The 21,593-nt window shown below is 63.7% G+C and carries 16 protein-coding genes and 2 pseudogenes; 8 read left to right on the top strand and 10 right to left on the bottom strand.

Annotation, left to right across the window (positions count from 1 at the left end; genetic code table 11):
• Positions 1-183: 183 nt before the first annotated feature.
• The 3 genes and pseudogenes from IVA78_RS17285 to IVA78_RS17275 form a co-directional block, all read right to left on the bottom strand.
• A complete protein-coding gene (locus IVA78_RS17285) occupies positions 184-1,005 on the bottom strand; it encodes an MlaD family protein (RefSeq protein ID WP_247466705.1) in 822 nt (273 codons plus the stop codon).
• 164 nt (positions 1,006-1,169) lie between these two features.
• On the bottom strand, positions 1,170-3,389 hold the full coding sequence (locus IVA78_RS17280; RefSeq protein WP_247466702.1) for an acetate--CoA ligase family protein: 2,220 nt from the start codon (positions 3,387-3,389) through the stop codon (positions 1,170-1,172).
• Positions 3,390-3,560: 171 nt separating this feature from the next.
• Positions 3,561-3,794: pseudogene (locus tag IVA78_RS17275) on the bottom strand (sortase); the annotation flags it as partial.
• A gap of 2 nt (positions 3,795-3,796) precedes the next feature.
• On the opposite strand from IVA78_RS17275, the pseudogene IVA78_RS17270 reads away from it, so the two are divergent.
• A pseudogene (locus tag IVA78_RS17270) lies at positions 3,797-3,919 on the top strand (transcriptional regulator); the annotation flags it as partial.
• A gap of 80 nt (positions 3,920-3,999) precedes the next feature.
• Here the strand turns inward: IVA78_RS17270 and IVA78_RS17265 are convergent.
• Both IVA78_RS17265 and IVA78_RS17260 read right to left on the bottom strand, forming a co-directional pair.
• Positions 4,000-5,223, bottom strand: coding sequence for an ABC transporter substrate-binding protein (locus IVA78_RS17265; RefSeq protein ID WP_247466698.1), 1,224 nt, complete (start codon positions 5,221-5,223; stop codon positions 4,000-4,002).
• A gap of 78 nt (positions 5,224-5,301) precedes the next feature.
• Entirely contained in the window at positions 5,302-6,852 is a 1,551-nt protein-coding gene (locus IVA78_RS17260; RefSeq protein ID WP_247466693.1) for a long-chain fatty acid--CoA ligase, read from the bottom strand.
• A gap of 262 nt (positions 6,853-7,114) precedes the next feature.
• Here IVA78_RS17260 and IVA78_RS17255 point away from each other — a divergent pair, with 262 nt between their 5' ends.
• The 7 genes from IVA78_RS17255 (at position 7,115) to IVA78_RS17225 (ending at position 15,997) form a co-directional block, all read left to right on the top strand.
• Positions 7,115-8,251 carry an acyl-CoA dehydrogenase family protein gene (locus IVA78_RS17255; protein WP_247466690.1) on the top strand — a complete coding sequence of 379 codons (1,137 nt, stop codon included), beginning with the start codon at positions 7,115-7,117 and terminating at the stop codon, positions 8,249-8,251.
• Between the two features lie 129 nt (positions 8,252-8,380).
• Positions 8,381-9,544, top strand: a complete 1,164-nt coding sequence (locus IVA78_RS17250) for an acyl-CoA dehydrogenase family protein (protein ID WP_247466687.1) — start codon at positions 8,381-8,383, stop codon at positions 9,542-9,544.
• Positions 9,544-10,200 (top strand): glutathione S-transferase family protein, encoded by a 657-nt coding sequence (locus tag IVA78_RS17245; protein ID WP_247466684.1) that lies wholly within the window; start codon positions 9,544-9,546, stop codon positions 10,198-10,200. Before IVA78_RS17250 ends, IVA78_RS17245 begins: the two co-directional genes overlap by 1 nt.
• Positions 10,201-10,415: 215 nt before the next feature.
• On the top strand, positions 10,416-11,216 hold the full coding sequence (locus tag IVA78_RS17240) for an AraC family transcriptional regulator (RefSeq protein WP_247466681.1): 801 nt from the start codon (positions 10,416-10,418) through the stop codon (positions 11,214-11,216).
• Between the two features lie 213 nt (positions 11,217-11,429).
• Positions 11,430-12,296, top strand: a complete 867-nt coding sequence (locus IVA78_RS17235; RefSeq protein ID WP_247466678.1) for a 3-keto-5-aminohexanoate cleavage protein — start codon at positions 11,430-11,432, stop codon at positions 12,294-12,296.
• A gap of 111 nt (positions 12,297-12,407) precedes the next feature.
• Complete coding sequence (locus IVA78_RS17230; RefSeq protein ID WP_247466675.1) at positions 12,408-14,024, top strand: acyl-CoA carboxylase subunit beta; 1,617 nt, start codon at positions 12,408-12,410, stop codon at positions 14,022-14,024.
• Positions 14,021-15,997, top strand: a complete 1,977-nt coding sequence (locus IVA78_RS17225; RefSeq protein ID WP_247466672.1) for an acetyl-CoA carboxylase biotin carboxylase subunit — start codon at positions 14,021-14,023, stop codon at positions 15,995-15,997. Before IVA78_RS17230 ends, IVA78_RS17225 begins: the two co-directional genes overlap by 4 nt.
• Before the next feature lie 46 nt (positions 15,998-16,043).
• Here the strand turns inward: IVA78_RS17225 and IVA78_RS17220 are convergent, their stop codons facing one another.
• Genes IVA78_RS17220 through IVA78_RS17200 form a run of 5 tightly spaced genes read right to left on the bottom strand, consistent with a single transcriptional unit; the run spans position 16,044 to position 21,518 of the window.
• Positions 16,044-17,030: a dipeptide ABC transporter ATP-binding protein gene (locus IVA78_RS17220; protein ID WP_247466668.1), complete on the bottom strand. Its 987-nt coding sequence runs from the start codon at positions 17,028-17,030 to the stop codon at positions 16,044-16,046.
• A complete protein-coding gene (locus IVA78_RS17215; RefSeq protein WP_247281926.1) occupies positions 17,027-18,034 on the bottom strand; it encodes an ABC transporter ATP-binding protein in 1,008 nt (335 codons plus the stop codon). Before IVA78_RS17215 ends, IVA78_RS17220 begins: the two co-directional genes overlap by 4 nt.
• A complete protein-coding gene (locus IVA78_RS17210; protein WP_247466665.1) occupies positions 18,034-18,927 on the bottom strand; it encodes an ABC transporter permease in 894 nt (297 codons plus the stop codon). Before IVA78_RS17210 ends, IVA78_RS17215 begins: the two co-directional genes overlap by 1 nt.
• A 9-nt stretch (positions 18,928-18,936) precedes the next feature.
• The gene (locus tag IVA78_RS17205; RefSeq protein ID WP_247303622.1) at positions 18,937-19,884 is read right to left on the bottom strand and encodes an ABC transporter permease; all 948 of its coding nucleotides are present in this window, start codon (positions 19,882-19,884) and stop codon (positions 18,937-18,939) included.
• A gap of 35 nt (positions 19,885-19,919) precedes the next feature.
• On the bottom strand, positions 19,920-21,518 hold the full coding sequence (locus IVA78_RS17200) for an ABC transporter substrate-binding protein (RefSeq protein ID WP_247281923.1): 1,599 nt from the start codon (positions 21,516-21,518) through the stop codon (positions 19,920-19,922).
• Positions 21,519-21,593 lie beyond the last annotated feature (75 nt).

Here is a 21,593-nt window from a genome sequence, read left to right as displayed (position 1 = left end):
GAATGTAAGCGGCCTTCCATCGGGCGGTGCCGCGGCTAAGTGGAAGGGCCTTGGCCTGGCGGCCAACGAGCGAGCCAGTTGCTCGCGTCGGAGTGTCACGGCAACTCGCCGGGCATTCTGGCCAAGATTAGTCTTGGTCGCAGCAGTCGCGGTGACCTTCCTTCAGCAAGGATAACGAAGAGGTCACCGCTTCTGCTGCTCAGGCCTTCGCGGCGGCCGCGGCGCCATGGGCGTTCCCGCCATCTTGTTGGCGGTCTCGCTGACGTCGAGCAGCGAACGGCGGATGTCCTCGAGGTAGCTTGCCGATTTCTTCTTCATGGTGTCGGCGAGCTCGTGCAATCCCTGTATCTTCTCGAACAGCTCGTCGGCCTTGCCGTCGACGAAGCCGGGCACCACGCCCTCGATCTTCGTGACGGCCTTGTCGAAGTCCGCGAAGGCGCTGTCGACCTTCGCCATGACGGAGTCGATTTCGCCGCCCTTGCCCCTGAGATCCGCGGTGTAGTTCTCGAATGTGCGCAGGCCCTCCTTGATTGCAGGGGCGTTGCTCACGATCGTACGGTCGACGCTGTGCAGGGCATCGACGATGGACTCGGCGTCACTGAGATCGGCGGTCAGTATGGGAATGCCGTCCAAGTCCAGCGGCACCGGCGGCGCGGAGGGGGCGCCCCCGATCAGCGAGATCGCGGCAACGCCCGTGAGACCCTGGAACTCGATGCCTGCGACGGTGTCCTTGCGGATCGGTGCGGTGTTGTCGAGCATCACGAGCGCCACGATCCTGCCGGGACTGTCCAGCTTGATCGACAAGATCTGGCCCGCAGGCACACCGTCGAAATTGACCGGCCCGCCGCGACGCAGTCCGCTGGCGGAGCCGCCTTCGAACACCACGCGCAACTGGCTGCGGCTTTGGATGGTGCGCCATTTCTGCACGCCGAGCAGGACGCCGAACGCCACGGCGATCGCCGCCAGCGTCGCCGTTCCGATCACGAGATTGCTCGCGCGTGCCATGCAGGGAGGATTTTACGGCCAAAGCGGAGAAGTTGGAAGCAGCCCGGATGGACTTTGGCCGCATGTTACGTAGGGCAGGTTAGCGAAGCGTAACCCGCCACGTCTCTCCCATGCAGGAGCGCAAATTGGGGGATTACGCTCCGCTAACCCGGCTCTACCTCATCTCAATGCCCGGCCGCGCGCTTTGCCGCAGCGTTGTTCAGGACGATGAGGGCATCGACGGCCACGCCCGTCTTGGTGTTGATCAGGAACGGGTTGATGTCGATCGAGGCGATCCGGTCGCCGGCGTCTGCGATCAGGCTGGACAGGCCGACGAGCGCCTTCACTGCGGAGGTCTCGTGCAGCGTCGGCCTGCCGCGATAGCCGCGCATCTTGACTCCGGCCTTGGTGCGACCGATCAGGAGCCGCGCCTCGGCCTCGTCCAGCGGCGCGCCGGCGAGTGCGACGTCTTTCATCAGCTCAATGTCGATGCCGCCGGTGCCGAACAGCACGACCGGCCCCATTTCGGCATCGAGCGAGGCGCCGACGACGAGTTCGAGCTCGGCCCTGACCTGCTGCGCGATCAGGATGCCGTCGAGCTTGGGCTTGCCCTTCAGCTTCTCTACCCGAGCCGTGATGTCGGCGAACGCCTTCTTCACCTCGGCGGCACTGTTGAGGTTCAGCACCACGCCACCGATGTCGGATTTGTGGAGGATCTCGGCGCTAACGACTTTAGCGACAACCGGGAAACCGATCTGCTTGGCGATCGTCACGGCTTCCGCCGCCGTCTGCGCAATTGCCTCCTTCGAGATCGGGATGCCGTATGCTTTCAGGAGCTTCTTGGAGGCAACCTCGTCGAGCGCGGCGCCGCTCGCCGACTTCAGCGTCTTCTCGAGCACGGCACGTGCGCCCGGCTTGGAGCGTGAGACGATGTCCGGCACTTCTTTGCGCAGCTTTGCGTAATCGAGCAGCGACTTGATCGCGGTCACCGCGTGGTCCATGCCCTGCATCACCGCCAGATGCGGCAGCGATTTGCGCAGCGCTTTGGTGAACTCGGTGAAGCCGATCGACATCGCGCTGATATAGATCACGGGCTTTGCGGCCCTGCTCGCCATCTCATTGACGATGCGGAGATTGCGCTCGCGCAGCTCGTGCGGCGCCTTCGGCAGCTCAGCGTCGATGATGACGACGTCCATATCGGGATCGTCGATCATCAGCTTGATCGACCTCATGTAGACGGAGGGATCGACCACGGCGGCAAACCCTGCATCGAGTGGATTGCCGACGATCGAGCCCGGGCCGAGCATCTTTGCCAGCTCCGAGCTGACATGGGGGCTCAGCGGCGCGAAGTTCAAGCCCACGGCATAGAAAGCGTCGATCAGCATGCCGCGCTTGCCGCCGGACAAGGTGACCGCGGCGAGCCGGTCGCCTCTGGGTGCCACGGCGTGGACGAAGCACTCGGTGGTCTCGATCAGCTCGTCGAGCCCACCGACCCGAATCACGCCTTCGCGGGTTGCAATGGCATCGAATGTCTCGATCGACCCGGCGAGTGCACCGGTATGCGCCATCGCCGCAGCGCGGCCGCCCTCCGACGCGCCGAGCTTGAGCGCGATCACGGGCTTGCTCGCGGCGCGCGCCGCCTTGCACGCGTCGCGGAACGCCTTGGTATTGCGCACGCCTTCGAGATAGACGACGATCACCTTGATGCTCGGGTCCTCGGCGAAATAGCGCATCAGGTCCGGCGTCTCGAGCCCGGCCTCATTGCCGGTCGTCACCATGTAGCCGACGCCGACACCCCGGTCCTCCAGCGCCTGGCGGATCGCCATGACGATGGCGCCGGATTGTCCGGCGATCGCCACCGGCCCCTGCTCCATGGTGACGATACGATCGTCGATATTGGTGAAGAGCTTTTCGCCGGCACTCAAATTGCCGAGACAGTTCGGTCCCGTGACCGCAAGTCCCGTCTCGCGCACGGCTGCTTGCAATTTGGCGGCGAGCTTCTGACTGTCGTCGTCCTGCAACTCGCTGAAGCCCGAGGTGACGATGGTGGCCGAACGCGCGCCGGCCGCGGCGGCATCGCGGATCACCTGCACCGCAGAGCGCGCCGGCACCAGCACCAGGACGTGATCGGGCTGCTCGGGAAGACTGGCAAAGTCCTTGTAGCAAGGGACATCCCAGATGGTGTCGCGCCTGGCGTTGACCGGATAGAGCCCGCCCTCGTAGCCGTACTTGATCAGATTGTTCCAGATGCGCTCGGCATAGTTGCCGGGCTTGTCGGTCGCGCCCACCAGCACGATGTTGCGCGGGTGCAGCATGGCATGGATGCCCTTGACCACGTCGCTGGCGTCGGGTGGGGGAGACCATCGATGGAGACAAACCGACGCAGCGGACACCTGAGCTTCCATGGCGTGACCTCACCTGTTCTTGTTTTTGGTGGCGCGTCACGCTTTTCTATGGCGAGTTCGCCGCAGTGGCAACCATCAGAAAGGTATGCCGTATGACGGAATGGCGATCCGTCGGTTGCTCCACGCATCGCGGGCCGGCACCTTAGCAGCATCTTCGAGCGGATTGAAAATCTAGCTGCCGGCATCAATCAAGACGGCGTGCAGGATGTAGCGCTCCGGACCGGCCACGACGGCATCGAACGGCCAACATGTGGTCAGCACCAGTTCAAAGCGCTGTGTCGCGGGGTCGATGCCCGATACATCGAAATGCACCACCGCCGCTGAGTCGATGCGATAGCGAAAGTGCCTGCCATCCCGGCGGCTGATGTCGATCGCGTCGTCAACGGCAACATTCCGCAAGAACCGCGCTCAAGAACCTCCCGAAGCCGTCTTTGGGAAGGATCGGGCCCGATGACGCCAATCAAGCTTTGTATCGTAAGCACCTGCGACGCGCGGTGGAGGAGCGCTTCGCGCTCTTCCTGCCGGGGTAGCCACGCTTTGAATGCATTCGCGCCAAAGATAGCGGCCCTTTCGGCCGCTATCTTGCTTGGGCATGTCGAGCTGATGCGGATTAGCCGCCCGTTTCCGCGCTGATGATATCCCCGAACAGTTCCCACTGACCAGCCTTGAAGCGGATCATCTTGAGCTGCTCGATCGGCGCGAAATCGTTGGCGCCGGTGTTGATCTTGATGCCGGGGATCAGCGTATCCGGCGCAAAGCCCTTTAGGCTGGCAGCCTGCTTCATCACGTTCTCCCGGGTCAGCTCGTCCCCGCACTGCTTCAGCGTCTGGACCAGGGTCTGCGCGGCGGCGTAGCCGTAGACGAGATTGGTATCGGAGACGTTGGCGCCCGGCATGTACTTGTCGATAAAGGCCATGAACTTCTTCATGCCCTCGTCTTCCTTCCATTGCGGGTCGGACGCGTCCTTCAAATAGGTCGCAGACAGCACGCCTTCCGAAGCATCGAGGCCGGCGGGCTTCATCACCGCGCCGATCGAGATCGACACGTCGGTCATCACATGCATCGGTTTCCATTCAAGCTCGGCGATCTTCTTGATCGCCTGCGCCGCGAATTTCGGCGTCGAGATATTGACAAGGACATTGGCGCCGGTGCCCTTCAGCTTGACGATGTGGGAATCGATCGACGGCTCGGTGGTCTCGTAGCTCTCCTCCGCCACGATCAGCGAAGAGGCTTTTTCGCCGAAGATCTCCTTGATGCCGGCGACGTAGTCTTTGCCGAAATCATCATTGGCATAGAAGATCGCGACCTTGGCATCGGGCTTCGTCTGCAAGATGTACTTAGCGAAGATCCGGGCCTCGACCCGGTAGCTCGGCTGAAAGCCCATGGTCCAGGGAAAACCCTTCGGGTCGTTCCATTTGCTGGCGCCTGTTGCAAGGAAGAGCTGCGGCACCTTCTTGGCGTTGTGATATTTCTGCACGGCGGTCTGGGTCGGGGTGCCCAGCGCGTTGAAGACCAGGAACACCTCATCGCTCTCGATCAGCTTGCGAACCTGTTCGACGGTCTTGGGCGGCGAATAGCCGTCATCATAGGAGATCCAGTTGATCTTGCGGCCGTTGATGCCACCCTGGTCGTTGATCATCTTGAAATAGGCTTCCTCGGTTTTGCCGATGATGCCGTAGGCGGAAGCCGGACCGGAATAGGCTTCGACATTGCCGATCTTGATCTCGGTGTCGCTGGCACCGGTGTCGTATTTCTTTTGCGCGTAGGCACCTTGTACCGAGAGCAATGACAGTGCCGCTGCCGCGGCGAGCAGGGCAAGTTTCTTGTTTTTCATGGCAATTCCTTGGGGCTTTCTTGTGGGTTGGAGCAGGCACTTCGAAAAGAAAAAGCGCCCACGAAGGGCGCGCTTTGGTCAGGCGGTGGCGACTTTCTCGTCGACTTCGGAAGCCACCGAGAACTCCTTGCGCAAGGCCGGTTTGTGGATCTTGCCGGTGGCGTTGCGCGGCAGCGCCTCGACGAAGCGGATCTGGCGCGGGCATTTGAAGCGCGCGAGGTTGGCGGCGCAATGTGCGAAAACCTCGACCTCGGTCAGCTTCTGGCCCGGCTTGACCGCAACGATGGCAAGGCCCACTTCGCCCCATTGTGGATCGGGAATCCCGATCACTGCGGCTTCCGCGATGGCGTTGAGTTGATGCAGGACGTTCTCGACCTCGGCCGGATAGACGTTCTCGCCGCCGGAAATGTACATGTCCTTCCAGCGGTCGACGATGTAGTAGAAACCTTCCTCATCGACGCGTGTGGCATCGCCCGTATGCAGCCAGCCGTCCGTAAACGACGTCTTGTTTGCTTCCGGCCTGTTCCAGTAACCGGGCGTGATGTTGGGCCCCTTGACCCAGAGTTCGCCGAGCTCGCCGACATCGGCATCGCTGCCGTCGGGTCGCACGATGCGGACCTCGGTGTGCAGCACCGGCTTGCCAGCGGAGCCGGCCTTGCGCGCAGCATCCTCGCGATCGAGCACCAGCACGGCCGGCGATGTCTCGGTCATGCCATAGCCCTGCTGAAGCGCGACGCCGCGCGCTTCCCACACTTTCAGCAGCGCCACCGGCATCGGCGCGCCGCCGACACCGCCGACGATCAGCCGGCTGAGATCGGTGGTCGCGAAGGCGGGGTGTTGCGCCATGAACTGGTAGATCGCGGGCACGCCGAAGAAGACGTTGATGCCCTGCGCGGGATCGTTGATGAGACCGAGCGCAGTGCCGGGATCGAAGGCGCGCATGATCATCACCGTGCCGCCGGCATGCAGCACCGGATTGGTGTAGCAATTGAGACCACCGGTGTGGAACAGCGGCAGCACGGTGAGCAGCACCGAGGACGGTCCGATGCAGGCCGGGCCGCCGAGATTGACGCAATTCCAGAAGGTCATGCCATGGGTGATGGTCGCGCCCTTCGGATGTCCGGTCGTGCCCGACGTGTACATGATGGTCGAGACGTCATCGAGCGTCACTTCTTCGCCGCGGTCGAGCGGTTTGGCGGCGGCGATGCCAGCTTCATAGGACCCGCCGGGGCCGAGCAGCAGGCTGGTCGCGACACCGCAGAGCTTGGCCACGCTCAGCGCCGTCTCGGCCAGGTCGGCGTCGTGGATCATCACCTTCGGCGCGCAGTCGCCCGTGATGAACTGGAGCTCGGGAATGGTGAGGCGGGTATTCAGCGGCACGAAGATGGCGCCGAGCCGCCCGCAGGCGAACTGCACCTCCAGCGTATCGGTGGTGTTCAGCGCCAGCACCGCGACGCGGTCACCGCGCGAGACGTTGAGCGTGTGGCGCAGGAATGAGGCGAGGCGCGAGACACGGGCATCGAGCTGCGAATAGGTGAAGCGGCGCTCACTCGCGAGGTCGATGACCGCCACCTTGCCGGGCGTGCGCCGGCCATGATGAGCGATCCAGTCGTAGTAACGAACGGCCAAATATCCCTCCCTCGGCGCTCTTGCGTCGCTATGTTATTTATTGCCATGCACCAGGCCCGGCGTGGCCTTGCTGGGCCAGCCGGAGTTGTGTGCACAATATTTTTGATCCGGAGTTGGCCTGCGAGGAGCGAAAATCGTCTTGCGTCAAGTTGCTGGCGGCTTGAAGAGGACTGGCCCTCTCCGGCCAGCCACTTGGCGCAAGTGAAACCAACAAAGTTCCGGCCATGCTGGCCGAGGCGAATCCGTACGAGGCGAGAGTGCCATGAAGAGCCCGTTCTACACTGCGGAGCATGACGCCTTTCGCGATGTCATGCGCCGCTTCGTCGAGAAGGAGATCGCGCCCTTCGCCCATGAATGGGACGAAGCCGGCGAATTCCCCCGCGCGCTCTATCGCAAGGCGGCCGCGATCGGCCTGTTGGGGCTCGGATTCCCGGAGGAATATGGCGGGATCGCCGCCGACCAGTTCATGAAGATCGTGGCGAGCCAGGAGCTCGCGCAGGCTGGTGCCGGCGGTGTCAGTGCCAGCCTGATGAGCCACACTATCGGCTCGCCGCCGATCGCCCGCGCGGCGCGCCCCGAGATCAGGGCGCGTGTGCTGCCGCAAATCCTCGCTGGCGAGAAGATTTCAGCGCTCGCCATCACCGAGCCGGGCGGCGGCTCCGATGTCGCGAACCTGCGCACCCGGGCGCGGCGCGACGGCGATCACTACGTTGTGAGCGGGGAGAAGACCTTCATCACCTCAGGGATGCGTGCGGATTATCTGACCGTTGCGGTGCGTACCGGTGGCGAGGGCGCCGGCGGCGTCAGCCTGCTGCTGATCGAGGGCAATAGGCCCGGCCTGTCGCGCACGAAGCTGAAGAAGATGGGCTGGTGGGCTTCCGACACCGCGACGTTGCATTTCGACGAATGCCGCGTGCCCGCCGAAAATCTGATCGGCGAGGAAGGTCAGGGCTTCAAGATCATCATGCAGAACTTCAACAGCGAGCGCATGGGCATGGCCGCGAGCTGCACCGCCTTCGCCCGGGTCTGCCTGGATGAGGCGATTGCCTATGCCAAGGATCGCAAGACCTTCGGCAAGCCGCTCGCCCAGCATCAGGTGATTCGCCACAAGATCGTCGACATGGCGCAGAAGGTTGCCGCCTCCCAGGCGATGCTGGAGATGCTGGCCTGGCGGCTCGAGCAGGGCGAAAGCCCGGTCGCAGAAATCTGCATGATGAAGAATCAGGCGACGCAAACCATGGCCTTCTGCGCTTCGGAAGCGGTGCAGATTTTCGGCGGCGCCGGCTTCATGCGCGGCATCAAGGCCGAGCGCATCTACCGCGAGGTCAAGGTCAATGCCATTGGCGGCGGCACCGAGGAGATCATGAAGGATCTGGCATCGAGGCAGATGGGGTTGTGATTGAGGCTGTCATTCCGGGGCGCAAAGCGCAGCGGAGCGAGCCGGGATTCCATCGGGCAGCGACTACCGGAGGGGAATGGATTCCGGGCTCATCGCTCCGCGATGTCCCGGAATGACGAAGGGAAAGACATGCTATTCACCGCCGACCATGACGACATCCGCCGGTCCTTGCAGAAATTCATCGCCAATGAGATCAACCCTCATGTCGATGAATGGGAGAAGGCCGACATCTTTCCGGCGCATGAGCTGTTCAAGAAAATGGGCAGCCTCGGCTTTCTCGGATTGAACAAGCCCGTGGAGTTCGGCGGCTCAGGTCTCGACTACTCCTACGCGCTGATGATGGCAGAGGAGCTCGGGGCCATCACTTGCGGCGGTGTCCCGATGGCCATCGGCGTGCAGACCGACATGGCGACGCCGGCGCTGGCGCGGTTCGGCTCGGACGAGGTGCGGCACGAGTTTCTGGCGCCGTCGATCTCGGGAGACTATGTCGCCTGCATCGGCGTCTCCGAGCCCGGCGCAGGATCGGACGTCGCCTCGATCAAGACCAATGCACGCTCGGATGGCGATGATTACGTCATCAATGGCGGCAAGATGTGGATTACCAACGGCACGCAAGCCGATTGGATCTGCCTGCTGGCCAATACGGGCGAGGGGCCCGTCCATCGCAACAAGTCGCTGATCTGCGTCCCCATGAAGAGCAAGGGCGTCACAATCGCGCGAAAACTCGACAAAATGGGCATGCGCTCGTCAGACACCGCGCAGATTTTCTTCGACGATGTCCGCGTGCCCAAGCGCAACCGGATCGGTGAGGAGGGCAAAGGCTTCACCTACCAGATGATCCAGTTCCAGGAGGAGCGGCTCTGGGGCGCGGCGGCCTGCCTGAAGGCGCATGAATACATCATCGATCAGACCATCGAATACACCCGCAACCGCAAGGCGTTCGGAAAGTCGATCCTCGACAATCAGGTCGTGCACTTCAAGCTCGCGGAGATGCAGACCGAGGTCGAACTGCTGCGCGCGCTGATCTATCGGGCCGCCGAGCAGCTGGTCGCCGGCGAGGACGTCACCAGGCTTGCCACGATGGCCAAGCTGAAGGCCGGGCGACTCGGCCGTGAGCTCACCGACGCCTGCTTGCAATATTGGGGCGGAATGGGCTTTACCAACGAGACGCCGGTCAGCCGCGCCTATCGCGACAGCCGTCTGACCTCGATCGGCGGCGGTGCCGACGAGGTCATGCTGATGGTCCTCTGCAAGATGATGGGCACGTTGCCCGGCAGTAAAGGAAATACGTGATGATCACGCTCTACCACTGCGAGGCCGCGCGCTCGTTCCGCCCGCTCTGGATGCTGGAGGAGATGGGGCTGTCCTATGAATTGAAGATGCTGCCGTTCCCGCCGCGGGTGTTCGCGAAGGATTATCTCGGCATCAATCCGCTCGGCACGATCCCCTTCCTGATCGACGGCGAGACGCGGATGACCGAATCCTCCGGCATCTGCCACTATCTCGGCATGAAATATGGTCCGGCGCCGCTGATGGTCGGCCCCGAAGATCCCGCCTACGGCGCGTTCCTGAACTGGATGTATTTCAGCGATGCCACGCTGACCTTCCCGCAAACGCTGGTGCTCCGGTACACCCAGCTCGAGCCGGAGGAGCGCCGCAATCCGCAGGTCGCCGGAGACTATGCGAAATGGTTCCTGGGACGCTTGCGCGCCGTTGAGGCAGCCACCGCAAATGCCGAAACCTTGTGCGCCGGCCGCTTCACAGCCGCTGACATTGTCATTGGTTATGCCCTCCGCCTTGCCGACAATATTGGACTGGCCAAGGATTTCGGGCCAAATGTCGCAGCCTATTGGGGGCGCCTGCAGCAACGCGACGGCTTCAAGCGCGCGGTTGCTGCGGAACAGAGGGCAGGCGTCGAGCAGAACGTCGCACCGCGGGTGCGGGCGTAAGCTTCAGCCCGTCATTCCGTGGCGGTGCGCAGCATCGAGCTACGGCGCATCGTTGCGCATCTGAGAATCTCGGGGTTCCGGGTTCGGTCCTGCGGACCGCCCCGGAATGACTGGCTGTGTCTTTTGACAGCGCTATCCTATCGTGACAGCGCCCAAATTTCCGCTAAGGTGACCTCCGTCCGCAGCGGCCAGAGAGCCGCGCGAGGAGGACCCCAATGGAAGATACAGGTCGCGAATCCGACCATTTGATGCTGATCACGCCGGAACGGGTATTCTATGCCGGCCTGCTCGGCCGCCCCCGCAAGCGGACCCCGGGCTGCTGCCATATCTATGTCGCGGTGAAGGGCAGCCTGCATCTGACGATCGAGGACGTCCATACCTCCGACGAATTGATCGTGACCCTGCCCAACCAGCGGCACACCATCGCCAGCGATTATCGCAGCGTGATCAGCGTGACGTTGGAGCCTGAGAGCATGCCGGATGGTGTGATCGAGGCTTTGGCCGGGCGGCTGCGGGGACCGGACAAGACTGCCTATGCCCGCAAGATCCTCGCCGCCTACGCGCTACTTCGCCAGCGCCGCTACGGCGACATCACCACCGCCGAGTTCGACGAGATGTGTTTTGGCGAGGCACTGCCGCGCCGCGTGCTCGATCCGCGCGTGATGCGCGCGGTCGCGCGCATCGAGCGCTTCTCCGGCGAGCCGGTCACGGCCGATACTTGCGCAGCCGAAGCGGGATTGTCCGCCTCGCGCTTCCTGCACCTGTTCAAGGAAGAGACCGGCATCTCGTTCCGGTCCTTCCGCGCCTGGAAGCGTGCGCGGCATCTCTTGCACTACGCCAACCAGGACCTCAACCTCGCCCATCTCGCGCAGGACATCGGCTATCCCGATTCCACCCACTTCAGCCACTCGATACGCCGCTTCTACGGCCTGAAGCCGCGCGCGATCTTCGTCGGCTCACGCGATCTCGCGATCTATCGCAGCACCGAGACGGTGCGGATGGCCGAGGCGAGTTAGCGTCCCTCTCGTAGGGTGGGCAAAGGTGCAATGCGCCATGCCCACCACCTGTCCCGGATCGCGATAGAAGAGGTGGGCACGCTTCGCTTTGCCCACCCTACGAAGCTCGTCGTTTTCCAGCTTCTCCGCGCAAGAAGCCGCATGCCGCGCGTCACATGATCGGAAGCGTTGAATTCTCAACGTGCGAGACATCCAAGTCATGAGCGTCAAGGCATGAACGACAAGGCCGTCATCACCTGCGCGCTGAACGGCGTGCTGACCGATCCGAAGCAGCACAACGTGCCTGTGACGCCCGAAGAGATGGCGCGCGAGGCCAAGGCTGCGTTCGACGCCGGCGCGTCCATCATGCACATTCATCTGCGCCAGCAGGCGCCGAACAAGGGCCACTTGCCGTCCTGGGAGGTGAGCGTCAGCAAGGAGATCCAGCAAGCGATTCGCGAGGCCTGCCCCGGCGTGATCATCAACCACACCTCGGGCGTGTCAGGGCCGAACTACTCAGGCGCGCTCGATTGCATTCGTGAGACGAAGCCGGAGATCGCGGCCTGCAACGCCGGCTCGCTGAACTATCTGAAGGTCAAGGCTGACAACAGCTGGGCCTGGCCGCCGATGATGTTCGACAACGCGGTCGAGAAGGTGAAGGACTATCTCGATGTCATGAACGCGGTCGGCACCATTCCCGAGTTCGAATGCTTCGACGTCGGCATCGTCCGCTGCGTCGGCATGTACCACCAGGTCGGCATGTACAAGGGGCCGCTCGAATATAACTTCGTGATGGGCGTCGCCTCAGGCATGCCGTCTGATCTCGAGCTGTTGCCGATCCTGCTCAAGCTGAAGCGGCCCGAAGCGCATTGGCAGGTCACGGCCATCGGCCGCGAGGAGATCTGGCCGCTGCACCAGCGTTGCGCCGAGCTCGGCGGCCATCTACGCACCGGTCTCGAAGACACCTTTTATCTCGCCGACGGCAAGAAGGTGACGTCGAACGGTCAGCTGATCGAAGCCGTCGCTGCCTGTGCCCGGCGTGCCGGCCGCGAGATCGCAAGCCCCGCCGAGGCGCGGAAGATCTTTGGGACGAAGCGCTGAACGTCGGTCCGGGGCGCGCGAAGCGCGAACCATGGTGCCCAATTGCGCACCTGAGAACCTCGAGATTCCGGGTTCGATGCTTCGCATCGCCCCGGAATGACGGAGTAAACTGTGTCCATTCTCGAAAACACCATTTCCCCCGGTAGCGCAGCCTACCACGCCAACCGCGACGGCATGCTTGCGCTGATCGACCGTATGCGCGCGCTGGAAGAGCGTACGCGGGCGGCATCAGCGGCAGCGAAAGATCGCTTCCACAAGCGCGGCCAGCTTCTGCCGCGCGAGCGCGTCGCGCTGGTACTCGATCCCGGCGCGCCGTTCATCGAGCTGTCGACGCTCGCTGGCTACAGGTTCGACGTGCCGGATCCGGACAAGAGCGTGCCCGGCGGCGGCGTCATTGCCGGCATCGGCTTTGTCTCGGGCGTCCGCTGCATGGTCAGTGCCAACGACGCCGGCATCGATGCCGGTGCGCTGCAACCTTACGGACTCGACAAGACGCTGCGGGTGCAGGAACTCGCGCTGGAGAACAAGCTGCCTTACGTCCAGCTCGTCGAAAGCGCCGGCGCCAATCTGTTGCGCTACCGCGTCGAGGATTTCGTCCGCGGCGGCAACATTTTTCGCAATCTCGCGCGGCTCTCGGCAGCGGGATTGCCGGTCGTCACCGTGACGCACGGCTCATCCACCGCCGGCGGTGCCTATCAGACCGGCCTCTCCGACTACATTGTCATGGTCCGCGGCCGCACCCGCGCCTTCCTTGCCGGGCCGCCGCTATTGAAAGCCGCGACGGGCGAGATCGCGACCGAAGAGGAGCTTGGCGGCGCCGAGATGCACACGCAGGTATCCGGCCTCGGCGACTATCTGGCCGAGGACGATCGCGACGCACTTCGCATCGCACGCGAAATCATGGCGGCGCTGCAATGGGACCGGCCGGGCAAAGCGGCTCTGCACTTCAAGCCACCGCGCTACAACCAGGACGAGCTCCTCGGCATCATGCCGATGGACCACAAGCGCCCGGTCGACATGAAGCAGGTGATCGCGCGCATCGTCGACGATTCCGATTTCACCGAGATGGCGCCGAATTATGGTCCGGCCACGGTCTGCGGCCATTCCCGCATCGAGGGTCAGGCTATCGGCATCATCACCAACAACGGTCCGCTCGATCCCGCCGGCGCCAACAAAGCGACGCATTTCATCCAAGCCTGCTGCCAGACTCGCACGCCGCTGCTCTATCTGAACAACACCACCGGCTACATGGTCGGCAAGGCTTACGAAGAGGCCGGCATGATCAAGCACGGCTCGAAGATGATCCAGGCCGTGACCTCGGCGACGGTGCCGCAGATCACCCTCTATTGCGGCGCCTCGTTCGGCGCCGGCAATTACGGCATGTGCGGCCGCGGTTTCCATCCGCGCTTCTGCTTCTCCTGGCCGAATGCCAAGACCGCCGTGATGGGCGGCGAGCAGGCTGCAGAAACCATGGCGATCGTGACCGAGGCGGCTGCCGCGCGCCGCGGCAGACCGGTCGAGAAGGACAAGCTCGAGGCCATGAAGGCTGAGATCATCGGCGTGTTCGACGGTCAGATGGACGTGTTCTCGACCAGCGCGCGCGTGCTCGACGACGGCGTGATCGATCCGCGCGACACCCGCGCGGTGCTGTCCGAAGTGCTCGCGATCTGCCGCGAGGGTGATGCACGCACACCCCAGCGCATGCAATTCTCCGTGGCCCGCCCATGAGGAACGGATCAGTGCAGCACCGGCCGTTCTTCAAGGTCCTGATTGCCAACCGCGGCGAGATCGCTCTGCGCGTGATGCGCAGCGCGCGACGACTCGGCCTTGGCGTCGTCGCGGTCTATTCAGATCCCGATCGCGACGCCCTCCATGTGCGCCAAGCCGATCAAGCCGTGTGGATCGGCGAGGCGCTGCCGGCGCAATCCTATCTCAACATCCCCGCGATCATCGCCGCCGCCAAGGCGAGCGGCGCGGACGCTGTCCATCCCGGTTACGGCTTCCTCGCCGAGAACGAGGCGTTTGCGCGCGCTTGCAAGGATGCCGGCCTCGTCTTCATCGGCCCGTCGCCGCAGGCGATCGAGGCGATGGGCAACAAGGCGGGCGCCAAGGAGATCATGAAGAAGGCCGGCGTGCCCGTCGTGCCCGGCTATCAGGGGACAGATCACAGCGACGACGTGATGCTGTCGGAAGCAACAAGGATCGGCTTTCCCGTGATGATCAAGGCGGTCGCCGGCGGCGGCGGACGTGGCATGCGGCTCGTGACCGATGCAGCATCTTTTCCCGATGCGCTGCGCAGCGCGCGATCGGAGGCCAAGGCGGCGTTCGGCGATCCCACGGTCATCCTCGAACGGGCCATCCAGAACCCCCGCCATATCGAAATCCAGGTGTTCGGCGACAGCCACGGCAACGCCATCCATCTCGGCGAGCGCGATTGTTCGGTGCAGCGGCGGCACCAGAAGCTGATAGAGGAGGCGCCGTCGCCCGCCGTGACGCCGGAACTGCGCGCGAAAATGGGCAAGGTCGCCGTCGCTGCCGTGAAGGCGCTGCGCTACGAGGGCGCCGGCACGTTGGAATTTTTGCTCGACCAAAGCGGCGAGTTCTACTTCATGGAGATGAACACGCGGCTCCAGGTCGAGCATCCCGTGACCGAGGCGATCACCGGGTTCGATCTCGTCGAGTTGCAGCTGCGCGTTGCGCGCGGCGAGCCGTTGCCGGTGAAGCAGCAGGATATCCGCTTCGAAGGCCACGCCATCGAGGTGCGGCTGTGCTCGGAAGATGCCGCACACGATTTCATGCCGCAGTCCGGCCGCATGGCGCGCTGGCAGGTGCCGGAAGGTATCCGCGTCGAGCATGCGCTGCAATCAGGCACGGAGATCCCGCCGTTCTACGATTCCATGATCGCCAAGGTGATCAGCCATGGCACGACGCGCGAGGAGGCGAGGGGCCGGCTGATCGTCGGCCTCGAACAGCTCACGGCGTTCGGCGTGACCACCAATCAGGCGTTCCTGATGTCCTGCCTGCGTCATCCTGGCTTTGCCCGGGGCGAGGCCACCACCGCCTTCATCGGCTCGCACCGCGATGAACTGTTTGCGCCGCGGACGGCCGCCGCACTTGATACGGCGCTGGCCGGCCTGCTGCTCTACGTCACGAACCCGTGCGCGCCGTCATGGCGAACTGGACGGAGCCTTGCGGCAACGTTTCCGCTGCCGGCAAAAGTCGAGATCGCAGGCCACACGCATGAGCTCGAAATCACGCGGGAGCGCGACGGGCGCTACGCTGTCGCAACGGATGGTCGGCAAGACCGATTCGAGATCGACCAGCTCGATGCCGACGCCATCCGCTTCCGCCATGACGGCGTGATTGACAGCGCCAAATTCCTGCGCGATGGCGACCGGCTCTACGTCCAGCGCCGCGGCATCCCTCTCGCGGTCGTCGATCTTACCCTCGCCGCGCCGAAGGCTGCCGCGAGCAATGGCGGTGACGGCAAGGTCCGCGCGGCCCTGAATGGCCGCGTCGTCGCCGTCCTGGTCAAGCCGGGCGATCGCGTCGCCGCCGATCAGCCAGTGCTCACGCTGGAAGCGATGAAGATGGAGCACGTTCACAAGGCGGGCATCGACGGCGTCGTCGCAGCGATCGATGTCGCCGAGGGCGAGCAGGTGACCACTGGCAAGATCATGGCTGAGATCGAACCGGGGTAGCGGCGGCAAACCAACTTAACGCCCATGGGACTTCACCGGGACGACGTTAGACAGGCCGTCCGGTTCCGTCATTGAGCAAACACGCGACCTGGTGCCCGCCGGCGGCATCCACCAGTGCCGGCCGTTCCACTCTGCACCGCTCCATTGCAAACCGGCAGCGCGTGTGAAACGCGCACCCCGAGGGCGGATTGACCGGGCTCGGCACATCGCCATCGACCAGCGGCGCAAGTTTCTTCGCAAGCGGATTGGGGACCGGCACCGAGGCGAGCAGCGCCTGCGTGTACGGATGGCGCGGATTGCGGAACAGCTCGTCCTTGTCGGCAATCTCGACGATTCGCCCGAGATACATCACTGCGACGCGGTGGCTGATATGCGCCACCACGGCGAGATCGTGCGCGATGAAGAGATAGGAGAAGCCGTGCTGCCGCTGTAGATCGATCAAGAGATTGATCACTTGCGCCTGGATCGAGACGTCGAGTGCGGAGACCGGCTCGTCGCAGACGATCAGCCGCGGCTCCAGTGCCAGCGCCCGCGCGATGCAGATGCGCTGACGCTGGCCGCCGGAGAATTGATGCGGGAAGTTGCGCATCTGGTCTGGCCGCAAGCCGACTTGTTCAAAGAGCTTGGCCACGCGCCCCTCCAGCGCCTTGCCCGTGGCGAGTCCATGCACGGCCAGCGGCTCGCCGACGATGTCGCCCGCGGTCATGCGCGGATTGAGCGAGGCAAAGGGGTCCTGAAACACGATCTGCATCGAGCGGCGGTGCGGCCGCAGCGCCGTCTTCGAGAGATGGGTGATGTCCTCGCCCTCGAGACGGATTTGCCCTGAGGTCGGCTCGACCAGCCGCAGCACGCTGCGCGCCACCGTGGACTTGCCGCAGCCGGATTCGCCGACGAGGCCGAGCGTCTCGCCGGTGCCGAGCGAAAACGACACGCCGTCGACCGCATGAACCGTGCCGACCTGCCGGCGCAGCACGCCGGCGCGGACCGGATAGTGCTTTTTGAGGTCGGTGACTTCGAGCAGCGCTTCGGTCATGCCACCTCCGCCACTTCCGCCGCGCGCCAGCACGCCGCGAGATGGCCGCCGCCCCAGTCCGCCAGCGGCGGATACTCGGCCTCGCAACGCTTGATCGCGAGCGGGCACCGTGGCGCGAAGGCGCAGCCTTTCGGCAGCCGCACCAGCGACGGCACGGTGCCGGGAATTTCGTTCAGCCGCGGCGGCGCGGCGACGCCGGACGCCGGCACGGCTGGAATCGAAGCCATCAGCCCACGCGTATAGGGGTGCTTTGGCGATGCAAACAGCGCTTCGACGCCGGCTTCCTCGACCTTCCGGCCCGCATACATCACGATCACGCGCTGCGCGGTTTGCGCGACGACGCCGAGATCGTGCGTGATCAGCACCAGCCCGGTGCCGAGCTCCTTCTGAAGGTCGAGAATCAGCGCCAAAATCTGCGCCTGGATGGTGACGTCGAGCGCGGTGGTCGGCTCGTCCGCGATCAGCAGCGCGGGCCGGCACGCCAGCGCCATCGCGATCATCGCGCGCTGGCGCATGCCGCCGGAGAGCTGGTGCGGATATTCCCGTGCGCGCCGCGCCGGCTCGGGGATGCGCACCAGCCGCAGCATCTCGACTGCGATATTCCCGGCCTCCTTGGCCGACAAGTTCCGGTGCAGCCGCACCGCCTCGGCGATCTGGTCGCCGATCCGCATCACCGGATTGAGCGATGTCATCGGCTCCTGGAAGATCATGGAGATGCGGTTGCCCCTGATAGCACGCATCTCCGCTTCATCCAGCGCTAGCAGATCGGTGCCTTCGAGCGTGACTGAGCCGCCGACAATGCGGCCGGGCGGATCGGGCACCAGCCGCATCAGCGACAGCGCCGTGACGCTCTTGCCGCAACCGGATTCGCCGACGATCGCCAGCGTCTCGCCGCGCCGCACTGTGAATGAGACGTCGTCAACCGCCTTGAAGAGGCCCGAATTGGTGAAGAACACCGTCTTCAGGTTCTTCACGTCGAGCACGAGATCGAATTTGTCAGCCATCAGCCGCGCTGCCGGGGATCGAGGATGTCGCGGAGGGCGTCGCCGAACAGATTGGCGCCGAACACCGCGAGGCTGATGGCGATGCCCGGGAAGATCACCAGCCACGGCGCAGTGCGGACATATTCGGCAGCCGATTCCGAGAGCATACGCCCCCACGACGGATAAGGTTCGGGAATGCCGAGGCCGAGGAAGGACAGCGAAGCCTCGGTCAGGACGGTCGAGCCGAGCTGGGCGGTCGCCAGCACGATCAGCGGCGCCAGCGTGTTCGGCAGCACGTGGCGCAGCGCGATCCGCATCTCGCTCATACCGATCGATTTTGCCGCTTCCACGAAGGGCTGTTCGCGCAGCGCCAACGTGTTGGCGCGGATGACGCGCGCGACCGTCGGGATCAGCGGAATGGCGATGGCGAGGATGACGTTCGGCAGCGACGGACCCAGCGCCGCCGTCATCACCAGCGCCAGCACCAACAGCGGCAGCGCCTGGAGAACATCGGAGACGCGCTGGAACACGAGATCGACCCAGCCGGAGAGATAGCCGGAGGTGAGGCCAACGATCACGCCGATCGAGCCGCCGAGTGCCGTGGAGCCAAGCCCGACCGCGAGCGAGATCCGCGCCCCGTGGATGATGCGGCTGAACACGTCGCGGCCGAAGGAATCGGTGCCCATCCAGTGCGCAAGGCTCGGGCGCGCCAGCGCTCGGGCGGAATCGACCGTCAGCGGATCGTAGCGCGCGATGAAATCGGCGAAGATCGCAGTCAACACGAACACCGTCATGATGACGAGCCCCGCCGCGCCCAGCACGTGCCGCTGCGTCATGTACAGCACGCGCCGCCAGCCGCCGGTCGCATGTGCGCCGGCGCGCCTTAATTCGAGATCATAGTCGATCGCAGTCAAGCTGGTCTCCTAGTCCGTATACCTGATCCGCGGGTCGAACACCGCGTAAAGCATGTCGACGGTGAAATTCGCGAACACGACCACGACCGCAATGAACATCACGAGGTTCTGCACGATCGGGTAATCGCGCCAGCGGATCGCCTCGACCAGGAAGCGGGCGACGCCGGGGATGTTGAACACGGTCTCAGTGACGATCAGGCCGCCGATCAGGAACGCCGCCTCGATGCCGATCACGGTGATGACGGGCAGGATCGCGTTCTTCAGCGCGTGGTGATAGTTCACGGCAGCATCGGATGCGCCCTTGGCGCGGGCGGTGCGGATATAATCCTGCCGCAGCACCTCCAGCATCGAGGAGCGGGTGATGCGCATGGTCAGCGCGGCGCTGCGGAAGCCGACGGCGGCCGCGGGCACGGCATAGGTGGCAAACGCTTCGAGCCAGGTCTGCGGATTTGGATTGAAGATCGGCATCTGCCCGAACATCGCCACCGACGCGGTCAGGATCAAAAGGCCAAGCCAGAACGAGGGCAGCGACAATCCGCTGAGGCTGACGACACGCAGGGCATAGTCGAGTTTTGTGCCCTGCTTCACGGCGCTGATGACGCCGAGCGGGATGCCGATGGACGCCGAGAACAACAGCGCAAGGCCGGCAAGCCGCGCCGTGATCGGAATCCGCGGCAGGATCTCCTGAAGCGCCGGCTTCTCCGAGACGTAGGAATAACCAAAGTCGCCGCGCAGAAGACCGCCGATCCAGTGCCAATATTGCACGATCAGCGGTTGGTCGATGCCGAGCTCCTTCTCCAGATTGGCCTTGTCGGCGGGATCGACGTAGCCAGCCGCTGCGAACAGAATGTCGACGATGTTGCCGGGGACGATGCGCAGCAGAAAGAAGATGACGATCGAGATCCCGAACAGGGTCACGAGCATCAGGAACAGGCGCCGCACCAGATAGGCAAACATGCACCGCCTCCTGTCGAACCCGTCAGCTGTCGGCGTTACTTGTCGATCCAGACGTCCTCGTAACGAAAGCCGTTATAGGAGCTGTTCGACATGATCGTGATCCCCTTGACATAGGGCTGCCAGCAGGTGCCGGCCCGCGCATGGAAGATGATCGGCCGGGCGACGTCTTCCTGCAGCTTCTTGTCGATGTCCCAGACCAGTTGCTTGCGCTTGCCTATTTCGATCTCTTGGGACTGCACGTCGAATAGCTTCTCGATCTCCTTGTTGCAGTAATTGGTGTAGTTCCGCTCCGAACCACAGGAGTAGTTTTCGTAGAATGACTGATCGGGATCGTCGACGGAATTGCCGGTCAAGTTCAGGCCGAGCATGTAATCCTTGCGTGCGACCTTCGGGAACCAGTTCGCCGTCTCCACGACGTCGAGCTCGCCGTCGATATAGATGCTCTTGAGCTGGTCGATCAGGATCACCGCGGGATCGCGATATTCCGCGAGATTGCGCGTCGAGACCTTCACCGCGAGGTGCTTGTCGGGGCCGTAGCCCGCCTTCTGCATCAGCTTCTTGGCCTCCTCCCGGCTCGCGTTCACGTTCGGGCCATAGCCTGGAATGGTCTCGAGCTTGTCCTTGGGCATGCCCCAGATGCCCTGCGGCGGCGGGAGCATGGTGCCGCCGATATCGGCCTGGCCTTCGAACAGGATGTCGACGAAGGCTTTGCGGTCGAGCGCCATCGCCATCGCCCGGCGAATATCGATGTTGTCGAATGGCGGGGACGCCGAATTGACGATGATGTTGGTCGAAACGTTGGTCGGCTCGACGGCGCAGATCGCGTTCGGCGCCTGCGACTTGATGTCTTTGAGGAGCGGGATGGTAATGTGCGTCGGGAAGGTCATGTCGAACTTGCCGGCGACGAAGGCGAGGATGGCAGTCGAGCGGTTGGTGATGATCGTGTACTCGATGCCGTCGAGATAGGGCAGGCCCTTCTTCCAGTAGTCAGGGTTTCGCGTCAGCTTGATCGATTCATTGGCCTTGAACTCGACGAATTTGAACGGGCCGGTTCCGACCGGGTGGGTGCGCATGTCGGCCGGCGAGACGTGACAGGGATAGATCGGCGTATAACCGGATGCGAGCATCGCCAGCAGCGACGGCTGTGGCCGTTTGAGGTCGAATGAGACCTCGAAATCGCCGTTCGGCGCGACGTCGTTGACCTCGTTGTACCAGGCCTTGCGCGGATTCTGCCGCAGCTTCTGCTGCGATTTGCCCATCAGGAGATCGAAGGTGCATTTGACGTCGGCCGACGTGAACGGCTTGCCATCGTGCCACTTCACGCCCTGACGCAGCTTGAACGTCAGCTTCTTGTTGTCGCCGCTCCAGGACCAGCTCTCGGCCAGCTCTGGCCTGACGGTCTCAGGGCTGTTCTGCGCTATGTGCTGATCATAGATGACCAGATTGTTGAACACCCCCATGAAGGGCACGTTGATCGAATAGGTCGCGCCCTCGAGGATGGACGCATTGGCCGGGCTGTCGCGATGATACATCCGCAGGATACCGCCCTGCTTGGGCTCGCCGGCAAGCGCAATGGTCGAAAACGCCAGCAAAGATAGCGCCGCCGTCGCGGCGAGCGCCCGCACGCTCCGCATCCTCGTCCTCCCTGGACATCGGCCTTTTGGCCTGTTTGAGGGGACGATAGCGATGGGCGTGAAGGGAGGCAACCG

Origin of the sequence: Bradyrhizobium sp. 137, assembly GCF_023074095.1 — a bacterium.
Lineage (GTDB): Bacteria > Pseudomonadota > Alphaproteobacteria > Rhizobiales > Xanthobacteraceae > Bradyrhizobium.
The sequence above is the reverse complement of the archived record's forward strand: the minus strand, read 5'-3'. Positions and strand labels throughout refer to the sequence as shown.

Bases quoted from the DNA above. Each gene is read 5' to 3' on its own strand.
- IVA78_RS17220 (WP_247466668.1), bottom strand. From the start codon at position 17,030: ATGACCGAAGCGCTGCTCGAAGTCACCGACCTCAAAAAGCACTATCCG.
- IVA78_RS17280 (WP_247466702.1), bottom strand. From the start codon at position 3,389: ATGGAAGCTCAGGTGTCCGCTGCGTCGGTTTGTCTCCATCGATGGTCT.
- IVA78_RS17245 (WP_247466684.1), top strand. From the start codon at position 9,544: ATGATCACGCTCTACCACTGCGAGGCCGCGCGCTCGTTCCGCCCGCTC.
- IVA78_RS17255 (WP_247466690.1), top strand. From the start codon at position 7,115: ATGAAGAGCCCGTTCTACACTGCGGAGCATGACGCCTTTCGCGATGTC.
- IVA78_RS17205 (WP_247303622.1), bottom strand. From the start codon at position 19,884: ATGTTTGCCTATCTGGTGCGGCGCCTGTTCCTGATGCTCGTGACCCTG.
- IVA78_RS17250 (WP_247466687.1), top strand. From the start codon at position 8,381: ATGCTATTCACCGCCGACCATGACGACATCCGCCGGTCCTTGCAGAAA.
- IVA78_RS17235 (WP_247466678.1), top strand. From the start codon at position 11,430: ATGAACGACAAGGCCGTCATCACCTGCGCGCTGAACGGCGTGCTGACC.
- IVA78_RS17265 (WP_247466698.1), bottom strand. From the start codon at position 5,223: ATGAAAAACAAGAAACTTGCCCTGCTCGCCGCGGCAGCGGCACTGTCA.
- IVA78_RS17285 (WP_247466705.1), bottom strand. From the start codon at position 1,005: ATGGCACGCGCGAGCAATCTCGTGATCGGAACGGCGACGCTGGCGGCG.
- IVA78_RS17225 (WP_247466672.1), top strand. From the start codon at position 14,021: ATGAGGAACGGATCAGTGCAGCACCGGCCGTTCTTCAAGGTCCTGATT.
- IVA78_RS17200 (WP_247281923.1), bottom strand. From the start codon at position 21,518: ATGCGGAGCGTGCGGGCGCTCGCCGCGACGGCGGCGCTATCTTTGCTG.
- IVA78_RS17240 (WP_247466681.1), top strand. From the start codon at position 10,416: ATGGAAGATACAGGTCGCGAATCCGACCATTTGATGCTGATCACGCCG.
- IVA78_RS17215 (WP_247281926.1), bottom strand. From the start codon at position 18,034: ATGGCTGACAAATTCGATCTCGTGCTCGACGTGAAGAACCTGAAGACG.